Source organism: Exiguobacterium sp. s89 (genome assembly GCF_018617735.1).
GTDB classification, from domain to species: Bacteria; Bacillota; Bacilli; order Exiguobacteriales; family Exiguobacteriaceae; genus Exiguobacterium; species Exiguobacterium marinum.
This window is the reverse complement of sequence record NZ_JACSKS010000001.1, coordinates 84,199-100,845: the sequence shown is the minus strand read 5'-3', so window position 1 is coordinate 100,845 and position 16,647 is coordinate 84,199. Positions and strand designations below refer to the sequence as shown.

Here is a 16,647-nt window from a genome sequence, read left to right as displayed (position 1 = left end):
GCTTAATACTCGTCGTCGCGGAAACCGAGGTCACGTAGCTGACCCATCTTGTTACGCCAGTCTTTCTGAACTTTGACCCAAAGGTTCAAATACACTTTCGTACCGAGAAGAGCCTCGATATCGTGGCGGGCATCTGTTCCGATTTCGCGAAGCATCGTCCCTTTTTTCCCGATAATGATCCCTTTTTGAGAATCCCGTTCCACCATGATCACGGCTTCGACGTCGATCATCTCGGAGTTTTCACGTTTCTTAATCGATTCGATGGCCACAGCGATTGAGTGTGGCACTTCATCGCGTGTCTTATGCAACACTTTCTCACGAATCATCTCAGAGATAATAAAACGCTCCGGATGGTCGGTCACTTGATCGGCAGGATAATACATCGGTCCTTCCGGCAATAACTTTTTGATTTCACCTAAGAGCGGTTCGACGTTATTGCCTTGTAGCGCCGAAATCGGGACGTACGCTGCAAAATCCAGTTCATTCGTATACTGTTCAATCACCTTTGGTAGTTCGTCGGGATGAATTAAATCAATCTTGTTCATAACCAAGATGATTGGTGTATCGAGCCCTTTAAGCTTCTCAATGATAAAATCGTCCCCGGCACCACGAGGTTCAGTCACATTCACCATGAAAAGAATCGCATCGACTTCGCGAAGGGCATTCGTCGCTACTTTCATCATGAAGTCACCGAGACGATGTTTCGGTTTATGGATTCCCGGAGTATCGATGAATATGATTTGTGAATCATCCGTCGTGTATACGCCTTGTACTTTATTTCGTGTCGTTTGCGGTTTATCCGACATGATGGCAATCTTTTGACCAATCACGTGGTTGAGGAATGTTGATTTTCCGACGTTCGGTCGGCCAATGATCGACACGAATCCAGATTTAAAATCTTCTTGATACATAGTGCACCTGCTTTCTCAATTTCAGAACTCTTAGTATAGCACGTTCCATAGCCTTGGACCGAATATAATGAGTGCCGTTACGGCAGCACCTATAGAGGCGACTAGTACGGCTCCTGCGGCAACATCTTTCGCTTGCTTCGCGAGCGGATGGACATCTTTCGTGACGAGATCGACCGCACGCTCGATGGATGTATTCATCAGCTCTAAACTAATGACTGCGACCACCCAACCGAGCAGAATCAAATTTTCACGCACCGACGTTTGTAGCCATATCGCAAAGGTGAATACGAGTAGGGCCGATATGAGATGAAGACGCATATTCCGTTCTGCGCGAACGGCATGCAGAATTCCTTCGCACGCCACTCGGAACGGTCTCACACGTTGCCCCGCTTCAATTCGAAGTGAGTGAGGACTGCCTCTTGCCTTGCAGTCATCTCCGCTTCATCCTCCGGTGTCATATGATCGTAACCTAATAGATGAAGGAATCCATGGATAGCCAAGAAGCCTAGCTCTCGCTCGAACGAATGACCATAGTCAGCGGCTTGCTCCCGGCAACGTTCTACCGAGATGACCAAATCACCAAGGAGGTGCGGCTCGTCTTCGTCGAGTGTGAAGTCCAACTCATCTTCGCCCATCTCATCAAAGGCAAAGCTAATGACGTCGGTCGGGGCATCTTTCCCTCTCCATTCCCGGTTCACCTCATGAATTTCCGCATTTGTTAAGTAAGTGACCGATAATTCGCTCGGCTCTTCCACCTCTTCTAATTGAGCGGCATGTTGTAAAATCGATTCAACGAGCTCAATTTGAGATGTTGTTAACAGTTCATGTTCATCGTTCGAGATGATTTGCATGTAGTTCTCCCTCTTTCTTTAATTCTGGATATTCAATTCGTTCATGGAACAAACCGGTCAATGTCTCACACGCACTTTCTCCGACAAACCAAATCTCCTTTGTCGTTAACTCGCATTCTTCAAATTGTCCATCCGCTAACTTATCACGGATGATGGATCGGACGAGCATCCGAATTTTCTCCGGTGTCGGCTGTTTTTGCGAACGGACGGCTGCCTCAATCGAGTCGACAATCATGACGACTGCCGCTTCACGAGTTTGAGGTTTCGGACCAGGGTAACGGAAGCGAGACTCCGAAACGTCCTTCTCTTGATCTTCTTTCGCCTTCACATAGAAGTATTTCAATAAAGATGTTCCATGATGCTGTTCAGCAATATCGATAATTTCTTTCGGTAACTTATAGCGCCGCAACAAATCGGCCCCATCGTAAGGGTGAGCCATGATGATATCCGCAGATTCTTCAGGTGTCAGCCGGTCATGCGGATTTCCTCCACCTTGCTGGTTTTCAATGAAGTGAAGCGGTCGCTCCGTCTTCCCGAGGTCGTGATAATAACTTGCGACCCTCGCGAGCAAGCCATCTGCTCCAATTGCTTCACAGGCAGATTCCGCCAAGTTCGCCACCATCATACTATGATGATACGTGCCCGGTGCTTCCATTAATAATTTTCGTAATAATGGATGCGTCGGGCTCATCAACTCGATGAGTCGACTAGACGATAAGACCCCAAACCACGGCTCTAGAAAAGGTAAGAACCCGAACGTCAAGACTATGGATAAAAGGGCGCTGATTACGGCAAATCCCGATAGATACATCGCCATTTCCCATGAGATTTGCACGTTCCGCAACAAGAGCAAGGCAATCACCATGATGATGTTCACGAGACCGAGCAACACACCTGACAAGAACAAACGCTTCCGCTGAATTTTAGGTTCGACCAAAAAGACAGCTAAGAAACTTCCTGTCGCAACGTACACCAAGGTCATGAAATTCGTACTTTGTCCAAAAGTGACAACGATACTCCCGGCAATCATCGTTATAAATGCCGATGCGAGCGCCACTCGTTCATCGATGAGAATCCGCAACAATAATACGACGAACGCGGTCGGTGCCAAGATATATGCGTATGTCGTATAGTCGACCCCGATGTATCCGACACCAAAGAAAATGCCGAGTTGTAAGAGTAATAGCCCATACACCGTTACTAAGATTTTTGGACTCAGCAATAGATCTTTAATCTTTGAACGGATGAGCATAAACAAAAATCCACCGGTCAACAACGCACTGAGTAAGAATGACCCAAATAACGGTGCAAGCGAACGGTTCGGATCAATCGCTCCAGAGAGTTCAAGCTTTCGATACACCTCTCGCGTAACGACTTCTCCTTGGTTTACGAGAAGTTGCCCTTCCTGAATGATGACTGGATCGACCGCATCGACGGCTTCCTGTTCCTTTTGACGGGTCGCCTCGGAATCGAATACATAGTTTGGCACGATGAGTTCATCGCTTAATGTTTTTGAGATGGCCCGGAATTCAAACGAGAGCGGCGATTGATCGATAATCGCAGCCGCTCGGTCCCGAGCCTCGGCAACCGCCTCGGAACTCGTTTCAATCCGATCGTCCATCACTTGCTGTAGTGCGGTCACCGTCACATCCTCGACCGTTTGACGGGTATTTTTGTCGGCTTCAAGAAGCGAATTTAATTCTTCATCAGCGAGAGCCCCATTTGCCTCAGTAGAATTCAGACGATTCTTAATATCTGCAAGTTCCGTCTCGTCATCGGTTTTGTCAAAAGCTGCGAACAATTGCTCGACTTTTGCAATTTGTTGATCAGCGAATTCCCGTCTCAGCGAGAACTGGCTCCCCACACCGTTCGTCACTTCCTGCTTCAACCGTTCGGTCGCCACTCGATCCTCGACAGTGATAGGAGACCGAATATCTTGTTCGGCAATCCCTAGCGGTTCCACACTGATGATGGATGGTCGCACTGTGAAATAAAGAATGGCACCTAATAGTAGGAAGAAAATAAGCGAGATGGTCGCGACGGTCCAGTTTTTAGCTTGCTGCATTCGTGCCCCCCCTTTCACGATTTATGACCTCTTTTGTCTGCTTATGTGATATCTGTACTATAAGCATTGATAATTTTCTTGACGAGTGGATGGCGAACTACGTCCGAGGCACTGAAGTGTTCGAAATGAATCCCGTCCACGCCTTCTAAGAGGTGTAGTGCTTCTTGTAATCCCGACGCCTTCCCTTTTGGTAAATCGACTTGTGTCAAATCCCCTGTGACCACCATTTTTGATCCAAAACCAAGTCGTGTCAAAAACATCTTCATTTGTTCTTTTGTCGTATTCTGAGCCTCATCTAAGATAACGAACGCATCTTCTAGCGTCCGTCCACGCATATAAGCGAGAGGAGCCACTTCAATCGTTCCTCGTTCTAACAGACGGTTCGTCTGTTCAACCCCGTATACATCAAATAAGGCATCATATAATGGACGAAGATATGGATCTACTTTTTCTTTTAAGTCTCCTGGTAAAAAACCTAGGTTTTCACCAGCTTCAACGGCAGGGCGTGTCAGGATGATTCGTTTGACTTGGCCTTCTTTTAACGCTCGAGCGGCTAGAACGACCGCCAAATACGTTTTCCCTGTCCCGGCAGGTCCGATTCCAAAAACGAGGTCCCGTCGTTCAATCGCACGAACATACCGACTTTGCCCAACAGTTTTAGCACGAATCGGTTTCCCTTTGTTCGTCGTGAAGACGACCCGCTCATAATGTTCGAGCAGTTCATCCCCTTTTCCGACTTGGATATGTTGGATGACACTAATGGCGTCACTTTCATTTAGACGCGCACCTTTTTTCACCAATTTTTGCAAAGTAAGAATAACTTGTTTCGTCACCTCTAACGCTTCACTCGAATCGGCTTGGATAATCAACTCCTCACCTCTAGGGATGAGCGCTACTTTTAATTCTGTTTCAACCGCCTGGAACACTTCATCTTTCGGTCCGAGTAAAGCTTGCGCTTCATTCGCTTGTTCCATTACGAATGGTATTTTATCAGTCATAATCAATGGATGCATTGCCCCCTCATAAAATCAGATATTCCTCTTTTACTTTAGCACTATCACGCCTATCGTGAAAGAAAGACCGCGTAATTTCCACATGCAAAAGGCAGTAACATCACGTCACTGCCTTCCTGTTACTTTTTTCGTTTCGAGACTGGAGGTTGTAAAACCTCACTCCAAATGACAGCTTCCCGCATCCGTTTTTTCGAAATTTTCGTTTTTCTCGGTTTTATTTCCTGTGGAATCGGTGGAATTTTAACCGCTTGCTCGAACTGAGCACTCACTTTCGGCATCTCGACTTGACGTTCACGAGGAAGTTGTCGCTCTTCCGTTCGCGCCACTCGTCGTCTCACCTTTTGTGATACAGGCTTCTTCTCTGATTCGGAGTCATCAAACGACGATTCAATTTCTTTCATCACGTCCCCGACCGAATCCAAGTAGCGTTTCAGTTCACTGCTTTGAGGACGGTCGTCAGAGGACGATGACTTTTCAAGCCGCTTCATCACTGCCGAGGCAATACCGAAGGCGGCTAACAAAAGTACCCAAAGTCCATCCATATCAATCACTCGCTATCTGATTCAGAATCGACAGGTGATCCAATCGCTTTTCGCATTTCTGTATCCGCTTGAACGTTCAAGTAATTCACGTAATCCATGACACCTAGCTTTCCGTGACGCAATGCTTCGGCCATCGCGAGCGGGACTTCCGCTTCCGCACTGACGACCTTCGCGCGCATCTCTTCAACAGAAGATTTCATTTCCTGTTCGCGGGCAATCGCCATCGCACGGCGTTCTTCCGCCTTCGCTTGCGCAATCTTTTTGTCCGCTTCGGCTTGGTCAGTTTGTAAAACCGCACCGATATTCTTACCGATGTCGATGTCTGCAATGTCAATCGATAGTATTTCAAACGCTGTCCCCGAATCTAATCCTTTTGTAAGAACGGTACGCGAAATCAAATCTGGATTCTCTAATACATGTTTATGATTGTTTTGAGAACCAATCGTCGATACGACACCTTCTCCGACACGGGCGATAATCGTTTCTTCCCCTGCACCACCGACGAGACGGTCGATGTTGGCCCGTACCGTAATGCGTGCTTTTGCCTTCACTTCAATCCCGTCCATCGCTACACCTGCGATAAATGGTGTTTCAATGACTTTTGGGTTAACCGACATTTGTACGGCTTCAAGTACGTTCCGACCTGCCAAATCGATGGCTGCAGCGCGCTCAAATGATAATTCGATATTTGCACGGTGTGCGGCAATCAACGCGTTCACTACGCGGTCGACGTTACCACCTGCCAAGAAGTGACTCTCTAGCTGATTTGTGTTTAACTCGATTCCCGCCTTGACCGCTTTAATCAACGGGTTGACAATCTTTGATGGAACGACGCGACGAAGGCGCATCCCAATCAATGTGAAGATTGAGACATGAACGCCTGCAGCAAACGAACTGATCCATAATCCAACTGGTACGAACGTGAAGAATATGGCAAGTGCAATTAATCCTCCACCTGTAATGAGTAACGTCGTCAGTAATTCTGGTGTCATTCTGTTACATCCTCCTTCGGTTCTACAAAGTTTCGAACGACAATTCGCCCTGAGTCCACTTTATATACCTGAATTTTTGTCTGCTGATCGAGATAGCTACCTTCTGTCACGACGTCGATTCGTTCTCCGTCAATCTCAGCAGTACCTGCTGGGCGAAGTGGGGTCAAGGTGACACCCACCTTTCCGAGAAGTTGTTTTCGGTCTTCATGGGACAGGTAACCTTTTTCGGTAGATGTCGAATCGGTTAAGATCAACCCTTTATAAATGAGCGGACGATTCGTACTCAAGCGGCGATACGCCCAAAATCCAAGTCCTGTGAGCACCGCTGCCGCCAGACCAACCGAAAGCCACAGCTGACCAATTGTCGCACCAGCCATAATCAAACTGGCAACAACCGCCCCAATACCAAGCAAACCGAACAATCCAAAGCCTGCTACGAACACTTCAATTCCAAGAAGGACGACTCCGACGAAAAAGACTGTCAGAATCACTCCGAGACCAAATGTCATCGTCTTGCTACCCCCTTCCAAATTCAAAGCTATCTCCTATCTCTAGTGTATACGAAACAAGATTGAATGTGGTTTCAGAATACGCAAAAAAAGCAGAAACTTTCGGTTTCCCAAAAAGTTTCTGCTTTTTCATCAATTCGTCAACTGTTGTTTGACGATTCGGTTCACAAGACCACCGTCTGCCTTGCCTTTTACTTGCGGCATGACGACGCCCATCACCTTACCCATATCCGATGGAGCAGATGCGTTCGTTTGAGCAATTGCTGCTTGGACGATCTTAGTCACTTCATCTTCTGAGAGTTGTTCAGGCATATAGGCTTCTAGGACGACAATTTCTTCTGCTACTTTGGAAGCAAGGTCTTCACGACCAGCGCTTTCGAATTCTCGGAGGGAGTCTCTGCGCTGTTTCATCTCTCGGTTGAGCACCGTGAGTTCCTCTTCCTCGGTAAGATCTTGACGGCCTAGTTTGATAGCCTCATTTTGGAGCGACGCTTTCACCATTCGGATCGTCGTAAGACGATCTTTTTGTTTAGCGCGCATGGCTTGCTTCATGTCGTCCGTCAAGCGTTCTTGAAGACTCATGAGCCAACACCCTCTCTACAAATGAAACTGGAATCAGAATTTCTTACGCTTACGCGCAGCTTCTGATTTCAATTTACGTTTTACGCTTGGCTTTTCGTAGTGACGACGTTTACGAACTTCGGCAAGTGTGCCATCTTTCGAAACACCGCGTTTGAAACGACGAAGAGCGTCTTCAAGCGATTCGTTTTTACGGACACGAGTTTCCACTAGTTTTCCCTCCCTCCGAATTACACGACTAAGGAAACGTGTTTCACACGTCATATCATATTATAGTGAAATTAAGTCGTGTGGTCAACCACTTATTAATAGTCGCTGTCTGAACGTCCACCAGTGACAATCGCAATACCTGCTGATGCACCGATTCGTGTAGCTCCAGCATCAATCATCGCCTTTGCACCTTCGAAGTCACGAACACCACCTGAAGCTTTTACGCCGAGGTCTGGTCCAACTGTTTCGCGCATGAGGTGAATGTCTTCGACAGTTGCTCCACCAGTTGAGAAACCAGTTGATGTTTTCACGAAATCTGCTCCAGCCTTAACTGAAAGTTCAGCAGCTTTCTTGATTTCTTCTTTAGTAAGCATGCATGTTTCAAAGATGACTTTGACAAGTGTACCGTTTGCCGCTTCAACAACCGCACGGATGTCACGCTCTACGAGATCGTAGTCGCCGTCTTTGAGTGCTGCGATGTTGATGACCATGTCAACCTCATCTGCACCATTTGCGATCGCGTCTTTTGTTTCGAACGCTTTCACCTCAGGTGTGTTCGCTCCAAGCGGAAAACCGATGACCGTGCATACTTTGACGTCATCATCTGATTTGAGCTCTTGCGCAGCATACTTGACCCAAGTCGGGTTGACACAAACACTCGCGAATTTGTACTCGAGCGCCTCTGCACATAGTTTTGTAACCTGGTCTTTTGTTGTTTCAGCTTTCAATGCTGTGTGATCGATATAACGGGCTAATTCCATTATTCATTTCCTCCTCTGACATATAAGTCTGACATCTAACATATTACCATGTTTTTTTGAGATGTAACAGCTTTCAAATTCAAATTAACTGACGACGTTTACGGGCAACGACCCAACTGTTCCAACTGAAGAAGAAAATAGCGAGCCAAATGCAGGTGAAGGCAAAGATATGATACGACGTAAACGGTTCATGGTACATGACGACCCCGATAATCAAGCTAAGTGTCGGTGCGATAAATTGAAGAAACCCGACGAGAGTGAATGGAATCTGTTGTGCCCCATACCCGAACAAAAGAAGTGGTAACGCCGTGACTACGCCCGTCCCGAGGAGCGCAACCCAAATCACAGGAGACACATCAAAAGCGATGTTGTCGGTGACGACTTGATTCCCGAGGAAGAGCAGCGCCACAGGGACGACTGCTAACGTTTCAATCCCTAGGCTGACTGTCGAGGCAAGGGGGCGTCGTTTTTTCACCATCCCATAAAATCCGAACGTACTCGCTAAAACGAATGAGATCCAAGGGAACGAGCCGTATCCTAACGTCAATACGAGTACCCCAACCGAGGCAATTCCGACAGCTATCCATTGGACTCGGTTTAATGATTCCCGAAATACGAGCACCCCTAACACCATACTGACAAGTGGATTTATGTAATACCCAAGGGACGCTTCGATAATATATCCGTGATTGACTGCCCATATGTACACAAACCAGTTTGCGCTAACGATGAATCCGTTTAACATGAATGCGTTTCGCGTAGCACGATGTCGAAGGGCGTAACCGAACTCTTTCCACTGATTTGTCCATCTCAGGACGAGTAAGATAAATAAAAATGACCAAACGATTCGATGCGCCAAAATTTGACCGCTCGGCACTTCTTGTAAAAATTTCCAATAAATCGGAAGGACGCCCCACATGACGTAGGCCCCGATTGTCGTCAACACTCCCTTATTCACACGTTCACCCGCTCTCTTTCAAGTTAAAAACAGTTTAGTCGATGAAAGACTTCCGATACAAGACTTTTTTCTCATGAAAAAAGGACGCGAAAACGCGCCCTGACTGTTTATTGCTTCACTTGCTCGATCGCCGACAAAGCTTGCGCCAAATCTTCCATCAAGTCATCAATGTCTTCGAGTCCGACCGAAATACGAACGAGCCCATCGGTGATTCCGAGTTCCGCTCGACGTTCAGCCGGAATCGACGCATGTGTCATGCGGGCCGGAACACTGATCAAGCTCTCTACTGCACCTAAGCTCTCAGCAAGCGTAAAGTATTTCGTCTTCGCGACCATCATTTCCGCCGCTTCCGCTGAACCAACATCGAATGCAATCATCCCACCGAACCCGCGCGCTTGAGATAAATGTATACGTTTCGCTTCTTCACTTGAAACACTTGGGTGGAGCACACGGGACACGCTCTTTTTAGATTGTAAAAATTCGACCAATGCACGAGCATTTGATTCAATTTCCTCCATCCGGACGGCCAGCGTCTTGATGCCTCGAACAACAAGGAAGCTGTCTTGTGGTCCGAGTACTGCCCCAACAGAGTTTTGAAGGAAGGCCAAAGCCTCGCCTTGTTCTTCCGTACGAGCGACAACTACTCCCGCCACGACGTCACTATGTCCACCCAAGTACTTCGTTGCACTGTGGAGGACATAGTCTGCTCCAAGATCGATTGGATTTTGGAAATAAGGCGTCATGAACGTGTTATCCACGACGAGTAGGACGTCTGCCTCATCTGCAATCGTGCGCATCGCGCGAATGTCCGTCACATTTAGAAGCGGGTTGGTCGGTGTTTCGACATAAATCATTTTCGTGTTCGTTTGAAGCGCATTCCGAACCGCTGTTTCATCGGATGTATCGACAAAAGTTGCTTCCAAGCCTCGTGACTGAAATACTCGATTGAATACACGGTATGTTCCTCCATACACGTCAGATCCGACGATGACGTGGTCTCCTGATTTTAGTAGCATGAGCACCGTCGAGATGGCTGCCATCCCAGAACCAAATGCAAAGCCTTGTACACCGCCTTCAATGTCGGCAATGAGTGTCTCGAGCGCTGTTCGCGTCGGGTTTGCCGACCGAGAATACTCGTATCCTTCTCGTAAGTTCCCGATCCCGTCTTGCTTGTATGTGCTCGTTTGATAAATCGGTGGTGTGACGGCTCCTGTCAATGGATCCGTCGTCTTACCGCCGTGAATGAGTGCTGTCTTTGTACGCATGTTCTGCCTCCTTGACAATTCCTTGACTTAAATATCGCTCTGCACTGTCCGGCAAGATTGTCACAATCGTGCCTTCCGTCAATTGATTTGCTTCCTTTACACACGCTGCGATGGCGGCACCTGATGAACTACCGATGAGCAGTCCTTCCTGTTTCGCCAAATGTGCCACATAGTAGAACGCTTCTTCATCCGTGATCGTATGGATCGCATCCACATAAGACCGCTCCAAAAATGGTGGCCATTTCTCAACGCCGATTCCTTCCGTTTTATGAGGGCCCGGTTCACCACCGTTTAAAACCGATCCGACCGGCTCCACAACGACAGTTTTCGTACCGAGAGGTTTCAGCGTTTGCGCGACACCAGTGAACGTTCCTCCCGAACCAGCTCCGGCTATGAACACGTCAATCCGAGGCAGGTCGTTTAGAAGTTCACGAGATAGAATGTCAACGTATGCGTCCGGGTTGTCCCGGTTTGAGAACTGTTCCGGGACATAGGCGTCATGCTCTTTCGCCAATTCGACCGCGTGATGGATTGCGCCTTTCATCCCAAGTTCTGTCGGCGTGTTGACGACCGTGGCCCCCAAGAGTCGCATGAGCGCTTGTTTCTCTTGACTAAACTTTTCAGGGGTTACGGTAAAAAGACGAATCCCGAACCGTTGGCAAGCAAGGGCGAGACCAATCCCGGTGTTCCCGGCTGTCGGTTCGATCACCGTGCCACCTGGTGCGACATCTCCGCGCTCAATTGCTCGTTCAATCAAATTCATGCCGAGTCGGTCTTTCACACTTCCACCCGGATTCATCATCTCGAGCTTTCCGTACACTTTGACATTTGCGGGTACGGGAAGTGAATGGAGTTCAATGAGCGGTGTATCCCCGATGAGCTCGTAGACGTCACGGACAATCATCTTACGCTTCGTCCTTAAAGATAATATGCCACTCGTCTCGCTTTGCGAGCATATCTGAAGCTAACTTCTTTGCTCCTTCAAAATCATGATGGTTTGCGCTTCCACATTGTACGGGGTTTTGTGCCGGCAATTCCTCTGCGTTCATCGCATCGCGTAAAGTGGCTTCCACCAAATCGAGCATTCGGTCATAATCCCCGTCATTCAACATCGTCCAATAGAATCCTGTCTGGCATCCCATAGGTGAAACATCAACGATATCATTTGAATGATTACGACTGTTTTCCGCAATCAAATGTTCGAGTGAGTGAACCGCACGCATTGGCATGAGGCTTTCGTTCGGTTGAATGAAACGAATATCATATTTATAGATCGTGTCAGCTGACCCCTCTTTCACGCCAGCCAGACGAACATACGGAGCCTGAACTTTCGTATGATCTAAGTTAAAACTTTCAACGTTATATGTTTCCATGTGTAATTCCTCCTCGATATTTAGTGGCTACTACGAGCCATACGAACTTATTTTTTTGCGTCATCATCACATTATAACCATTCGCTTCTAACATAGAACGAATCGTTGTCGTATATGGATAGTATTCACGATTCAAGTCTTCAACTAGGTCTGAGTAATTGTTAGCCTTCGCCCAATCGATGATGTCCTGACGGGATGCCGGAGATTCAAACATCGTGTCGAGCAACACGAACTTCGGATGTACCCATTCTCCGACATATTGACGAATCGCCGTCTCCTTTTCAGAATCCTTCAAATGATGAAAAGCATACGACGACACGACCGTATCGACTTGTGAAAAGTCTGGATATCGGAGAAAATCGCCTTCCTGAACTTCAATACCTAATTTGTCAATCGCAATCTGTCGCATCTCCGGAGACGGTTCAATCGCGATCAACGGATGTCCTTTTAGAATGCGACTACTCAGATTACCCGTCCCTACACCGAACTCAAGCACCGTTCCTTCAACATGTAGCGCAACTTCATCCAACATTTGTTCATACTCAACAAACACCTCATGATATTGCTCGTCATGACCTTCGACAGCCGTATCGTAATCTTTTGCCCAATCTTTAAAGATGTCCATGAATGGTAAGTTCATAGCGCCACCCCAATCTTTATTCTTACTAATTTGATATGTATTATCGGCATTTAACATTAACGCTAGATTACCAGGTTTTTTTACTCGTATCAAGTCATTAGCTAGATTTTTTTTCTATCTATAAAGGATATAGGTCTTATGTGTTAGGTCTTTAGTAATTGTCAGAACATTAAAATTTGTGCAAAAACACTCCCCTATTTTACAAAAAAATCCACTGCTATTATGTTAAATAGCGTTATGATAGTCTTCAATGTTAGGAATCGCTTTTTTTACAGATAATAACAAATCACAGGGGGCTAACACGTTGTCACGTAAAAAAATCTATCTGAACGCATCACTCGCCACATGTATCGCATTATCACCAGCACTGATTCAAGCTGGTACATCATCTGTTTCAGCAGAAGCATCCGTAAAACCAAAACTTGTGCTCGAAAAGAAGCAGAAAAAAGTAAGGGTCGTGGTTGAACTCGTAGGAGACCCAGCGATTGCAGAAGCTGCTCAAAAAGGAAAAAAATTTAATGAATTAACAAAATCGGAACAAAACAAGGCTCAAGAATCTGTGGAGTCCGAACAAAAACGGGCCAAGTCTGCTCTCAAGAAACAAGGGGTGACCGCTTCTCCGATTGAAGAGTTCACAACTGTCTTTAACGGCTTCTCAACGTTCCTGTCAACAAGTGAAATTGCTAAAGTCGAAGCGTTACCTGAAGTCTCGACCGTTCACATCGTCAACGAATATGAGCGTCCAGAAGTGAAGCCAGATATGATCACGAGTAACGGGATGGTCCAAGCCGAGCAAACATGGGGCGATTATGGATTTGCAGGCGAAGGGACAGTCGTCGCTGTCATCGACTCAGGAATTGACGCTGAGCATCGTGACTACCGAATCACAGACGCAAAAACGGCAGAATTGACGAAATCAGAAGTCAATCAGGCAATTGCATCATTCGATTTACCTGGAGCTTTTGTGAACGAGAAAGTTCCATACGCTTATAACTATTACGATGAGAACGATGATATTAAGGATGATTCTCCAGGCGCATCGATGCACGGTCAACACGTCTCAGGAACGGTTGCCGCGAATGGTGACTTGGAAAATGGAGGCATCAAAGGTGTCGCTCCAGAAGCACAAATCTTAGGTTTGAAAGTATTCAGTAACGATCCAAATTACGCATCTACATATGGTGATATTTATATTAAAGCGATTGATGATGCAATCAAGCTCGGAGCGGACGTCATCAACATGAGCCTCGGTTCTACCGCTGGATTTGTGAATGCTGATTCTCCAGAGCAACAAGCCGTTCAACGCGCCGTCGACAACGGAATCTTCATGTCGATTTCCGCAGGGAACTCCGCATACTTCGGTCACGGATTCGACTTGCCGACCGCTTCAAACCCAGATACGGGCGTCGTTGGGGCACCAAGTGTCAGTCAAGCGTCAACATCGGTTGCGTCTCTTGAGAACGATCAAATTCAATTGGATGCATTTCGCGTCGGGAATGAAAAAATCGGATGGAAGAAGCAAGACGGTCCTGCTTTCAAGGAAGGTACATATGACATCGTATATGTCGGAGACGGACAATCGGAAAATTATGAAGGGAAAGACGTAAAAGGAAAACTCGTCCTCGCCGTGCGTGACGGCGGATACTTCTATTCGAAGATTCAAAAAACTGCTGAGGAACAAGGCGCAGCAGGTGTCATCGTTCGAGGCGCTGTCTCACATGGTGATTATGTATCGATGGCACTCGATCAACCTCAAATCCCAATGGCTTCACTCAGCATTCAGGATGGGAATGAACTTAAAGACAAATTAGCCGAAGGTCCACTTCAAGTGACGTTTGCCGGTGACCGGATCAGTGTCAACAACCGTTCAGCCGGTGCGATGTCTGATTTCACCTCATGGGGTGTCACACCAAACCTTGACTTCAAGCCAGAACTTTCTGCACCAGGCGGTCAAATTTTCTCTACGTTCAACGACAACCAATATGGGTTGATGAGTGGAACATCAATGGCAGCACCGCACGTTGCCGGAGGGGCAGCCCTCGTTCTTGAGCGTGTGGACCGCGACTTCAAGTTGAGTGGAAAAAATCGTGTCACGATGGCAAAGAACTTGTTACTCAACACATCAAAGCCTGTCACGGATATCGGACCATATAACCAGGAATTGAAACAGTCTCTTCCGTACTCACCACGTCGTGCCGGAGCCGGTCTCATGCAACTTCATGCGGCCGTCACGTCCCCAGCTGTCGCGTATGAGAAGAAGACGAAAGAAGCAAAAGTTGCTTTAAAAGAATTATCGAAGAGTAAAGCCTCATTCAAAATCGTCGTTGAGAATATGTCAAACGAATCATTGACGTATGATGTGGCAGCATCTCTGCAAACTGATCTCGCTGTCAAAAACAAAGACGGGGTCATCCAAAATGCAATGGAAGCCCAGGCTCTTCAACAAGCGATCATTAAAATCAACGGTGCCAACACGAGTAAAGTCACGTTGAAAGCAAAACAGAAGAAAGAGATTACAGTCTCAATCGATGTATCGAAAGCAAAAGTACTCAACCCTGAAACATTGGACGGAGCCGTATCTGCTAAATCCGTCTTTGAGAACGGCTATTTCGTTGATGGATTCCTTCGTTTGACAGACCCACGTGGGACAGACGGTCATCCATCACTCGTCGTTCCGTTCGTTGGATTCGAAGGAGACTGGGGAAAAGCACCGATCTTTGACGAGACGATTTATGGAGAAGGCGCATTCTACGGCGTCTCTGGATTGGTCGATGCAGAAGGAAACTACTTAGGTGAAAAACTAGATGAATCTGTGGCTGGTGAAGCGGTTGCCATCTCACCAGATGGAGACGGATCGAAAGACACTGCAACTCCAGTCTTCTCGCTATTACGTAATGCGAAAGACATCAAATATCGGGTCGTAGATGAGAAAGGGAACGTCCTTCGCACCCTCAAGATGGAAGACGAATTGAGAAAGAATTACTTCGACGGTGGAAGTGGCGATTATTACTATTACGCAGCGGATAACGCTTGGGATGGAAAATTGAATGGAAAGATGGCGCCAAAAGGCACATATTACTATGAGATTGAAGCAAGCATTGATTACATGAAGAAACAAGCTCAAACATTGCGCATCCCTGTCAAAGTGGATTACACAGACCCACGCTTCACCCTTCGTTGGGACGATAACGTAGCAAGCGTAAAAGCATCGGATGACTTTGCGGGAATCAATGGGATTGAATTCCTTCTTAACGGTGAAGTCGTTGAGAAAGAAGCGGACGATACAGCTACCTTCACACTCGATACTCCAATCGAATCAACAGACCAACTCGCTGTTCGTGTATCGGATAATGCTGGAAATGTGATCACTCGAAATGTTTCTACAGAAAATGATGCGGCCAAACCTGGAGTCTTTGTCGATGCACCACTCGCCTTGTCTCCATATGGTACATCAATTGTACCGTTAATCGGTCAAATCAAGGATGCCTCTGAAATCGCCTCGTTTACAGTAGACGGAGTCAAAGTGCCACTCAAATATGATGCGACATCAGAACAATACACGTTCAATACGACTCGAACATATAAAGATGGATTCCATAAAGTTCGCTTCATCGCAGAAGATACTGCAGGAAACATGACAAACTTCGTCCGTCCAATCTTTGTCGATTCGACGAAAGCAAAATTATCCGTGACAAACGTGCCGAAGAACGTTTCGGCTAAGCAGAACTCTGTAAAAGTCAAAGTCAAAGTGACTGACAATTTTGATGAAATTAAACTTCGTGTCAATGGTGACTTGCAATGGAGCCAATCCATGAAAGAACCATATGCGATGAGAGCTTCCTCACGAACTGGAACAATCACACTCCCTGTGACAACAAAAGGAACAAATACCTTCACATTTGAAGTGACCGACCTTGGTGGGAACGTCACGAAGAAAGTGATTACGATCAACAAAAAATAAGCGACACCAAAAAACGG

Annotated in this window: 17 protein-coding genes; 1 reads left to right on the top strand and 16 read right to left on the bottom strand. The window is 46.8% G+C overall.

What is annotated here, in order from left to right; genetic code table 11:
• Positions 1–2 precede the first annotated feature (2 nt).
• From era to KNO96_RS00405, 16 genes are all read right to left on the bottom strand, one after another.
• Positions 3–911 carry a GTPase Era gene (gene era, locus KNO96_RS00480; protein WP_026825671.1) on the bottom strand — a complete coding sequence of 303 codons (909 nt, stop codon included), beginning with the start codon at positions 909–911 and terminating at the stop codon, positions 3–5.
• Positions 912–941: 30 nt separating this feature from the next.
• Positions 942–1,289, bottom strand: coding sequence for a diacylglycerol kinase family protein (locus tag KNO96_RS00475; RefSeq protein WP_084483583.1), 348 nt, complete (start codon positions 1,287–1,289; stop codon positions 942–944).
• A complete protein-coding gene (ybeY, locus tag KNO96_RS00470) occupies positions 1,286–1,762 on the bottom strand; it encodes an rRNA maturation RNase YbeY (RefSeq protein ID WP_026825669.1) in 477 nt (158 codons plus the stop codon). The genes KNO96_RS00475 and ybeY overlap by 4 nt, the downstream gene beginning before the upstream one ends.
• Positions 1,740–3,827 (bottom strand): HD family phosphohydrolase, encoded by a 2,088-nt coding sequence (locus KNO96_RS00465; protein ID WP_214701828.1) that lies wholly within the window; start codon positions 3,825–3,827, stop codon positions 1,740–1,742. The genes ybeY and KNO96_RS00465 overlap by 23 nt, the downstream gene beginning before the upstream one ends.
• Before the next feature lie 41 nt (positions 3,828–3,868).
• On the bottom strand, positions 3,869–4,840 hold the full coding sequence (locus tag KNO96_RS00460; protein ID WP_026825667.1) for a PhoH family protein: 972 nt from the start codon (positions 4,838–4,840) through the stop codon (positions 3,869–3,871).
• A gap of 119 nt (positions 4,841–4,959) precedes the next feature.
• Positions 4,960–5,382 (bottom strand): hypothetical protein, encoded by a 423-nt coding sequence (locus tag KNO96_RS00455; RefSeq protein ID WP_026825666.1) that lies wholly within the window; start codon positions 5,380–5,382, stop codon positions 4,960–4,962.
• Positions 5,383–5,387: 5 nt separating this feature from the next.
• Positions 5,388–6,374, bottom strand: coding sequence for a flotillin-like protein FloA (gene floA / locus KNO96_RS00450; protein WP_026825665.1), 987 nt, complete (start codon positions 6,372–6,374; stop codon positions 5,388–5,390).
• Complete coding sequence (locus KNO96_RS00445) at positions 6,371–6,910, bottom strand: NfeD family protein (RefSeq protein WP_235181834.1); 540 nt, start codon at positions 6,908–6,910, stop codon at positions 6,371–6,373. Before KNO96_RS00445 ends, floA begins: the two co-directional genes overlap by 4 nt.
• A 105-nt stretch (positions 6,911–7,015) precedes the next feature.
• Positions 7,016–7,465 (bottom strand): GatB/YqeY domain-containing protein, encoded by a 450-nt coding sequence (locus tag KNO96_RS00440; protein WP_026825663.1) that lies wholly within the window; start codon positions 7,463–7,465, stop codon positions 7,016–7,018.
• Positions 7,466–7,498: 33 nt separating this feature from the next.
• Positions 7,499–7,693, bottom strand: a complete 195-nt coding sequence (rpsU, locus tag KNO96_RS00435) for a 30S ribosomal protein S21 (protein WP_029334745.1) — start codon at positions 7,691–7,693, stop codon at positions 7,499–7,501.
• 74 nt (positions 7,694–7,767) lie between these two features.
• Entirely contained in the window at positions 7,768–8,433 is a 666-nt protein-coding gene (gene deoC, locus KNO96_RS00430) for a deoxyribose-phosphate aldolase (RefSeq protein WP_214701826.1), read from the bottom strand.
• 79 nt (positions 8,434–8,512) lie between these two features.
• Positions 8,513–9,391, bottom strand: a complete 879-nt coding sequence (gene rarD, locus KNO96_RS00425) for an EamA family transporter RarD (RefSeq protein ID WP_026825661.1) — start codon at positions 9,389–9,391, stop codon at positions 8,513–8,515.
• Between the two features lie 107 nt (positions 9,392–9,498).
• On the bottom strand, positions 9,499–10,656 hold the full coding sequence (locus KNO96_RS00420; RefSeq protein ID WP_214701824.1) for a bifunctional cystathionine gamma-lyase/homocysteine desulfhydrase: 1,158 nt from the start codon (positions 10,654–10,656) through the stop codon (positions 9,499–9,501).
• On the bottom strand, positions 10,622–11,560 hold the full coding sequence (locus KNO96_RS00415; protein WP_026825659.1) for a PLP-dependent cysteine synthase family protein: 939 nt from the start codon (positions 11,558–11,560) through the stop codon (positions 10,622–10,624). The genes KNO96_RS00420 and KNO96_RS00415 overlap by 35 nt, the downstream gene beginning before the upstream one ends.
• A 1-nt stretch (position 11,561) precedes the next feature.
• The gene (locus tag KNO96_RS00410) at positions 11,562–12,029 is read right to left on the bottom strand and encodes an S-ribosylhomocysteine lyase (protein WP_214701822.1); all 468 of its coding nucleotides are present in this window, start codon (positions 12,027–12,029) and stop codon (positions 11,562–11,564) included.
• Complete coding sequence (locus tag KNO96_RS00405; protein WP_214701820.1) at positions 12,016–12,669, bottom strand: class I SAM-dependent methyltransferase; 654 nt, start codon at positions 12,667–12,669, stop codon at positions 12,016–12,018. The genes KNO96_RS00410 and KNO96_RS00405 overlap by 14 nt, the downstream gene beginning before the upstream one ends.
• Positions 12,670–12,973: 304 nt before the next feature.
• Between KNO96_RS00405 and KNO96_RS00400 the strand changes: the two genes are divergently transcribed.
• The gene (locus KNO96_RS00400; protein ID WP_214701818.1) at positions 12,974–16,630 is read left to right on the top strand and encodes a S8 family serine peptidase; all 3,657 of its coding nucleotides are present in this window, start codon (positions 12,974–12,976) and stop codon (positions 16,628–16,630) included.
• Positions 16,631–16,647 lie beyond the last annotated feature (17 nt).

Excerpts from the sequence above, each read along its gene's own strand:
- KNO96_RS00455 (WP_026825666.1), bottom strand. The coding sequence starts at position 5,382 with ATGGATGGACTTTGGGTACTTTTGTTAGCCGCCTTCGGTATTGCCTCG.
- ybeY (WP_026825669.1), bottom strand. The coding sequence starts at position 1,762 with ATGCAAATCATCTCGAACGATGAACATGAACTGTTAACAACATCTCAA.
- KNO96_RS00410 (WP_214701822.1), bottom strand. The coding sequence starts at position 12,029 with ATGGAAACATATAACGTTGAAAGTTTTAACTTAGATCATACGAAAGTT.
- KNO96_RS00460 (WP_026825667.1), bottom strand. The coding sequence starts at position 4,840 with ATGCATCCATTGATTATGACTGATAAAATACCATTCGTAATGGAACAA.
- KNO96_RS00405 (WP_214701820.1), bottom strand. The coding sequence starts at position 12,669 with ATGAACTTACCATTCATGGACATCTTTAAAGATTGGGCAAAAGATTAC.
- KNO96_RS00415 (WP_026825659.1), bottom strand. The coding sequence starts at position 11,560 with ATGATTGTCCGTGACGTCTACGAGCTCATCGGGGATACACCGCTCATT.
- KNO96_RS00465 (WP_214701828.1), bottom strand. The coding sequence starts at position 3,827 with ATGCAGCAAGCTAAAAACTGGACCGTCGCGACCATCTCGCTTATTTTC.
- era (WP_026825671.1), bottom strand. The coding sequence starts at position 911 with ATGTATCAAGAAGATTTTAAATCTGGATTCGTGTCGATCATTGGCCGA.
- deoC (WP_214701826.1), bottom strand. The coding sequence starts at position 8,433 with ATGGAATTAGCCCGTTATATCGATCACACAGCATTGAAAGCTGAAACA.
- KNO96_RS00420 (WP_214701824.1), bottom strand. The coding sequence starts at position 10,656 with ATGCGTACAAAGACAGCACTCATTCACGGCGGTAAGACGACGGATCCA.
- KNO96_RS00440 (WP_026825663.1), bottom strand. The coding sequence starts at position 7,465 with ATGAGTCTTCAAGAACGCTTGACGGACGACATGAAGCAAGCCATGCGC.
- floA (WP_026825665.1), bottom strand. The coding sequence starts at position 6,374 with ATGACACCAGAATTACTGACGACGTTACTCATTACAGGTGGAGGATTA.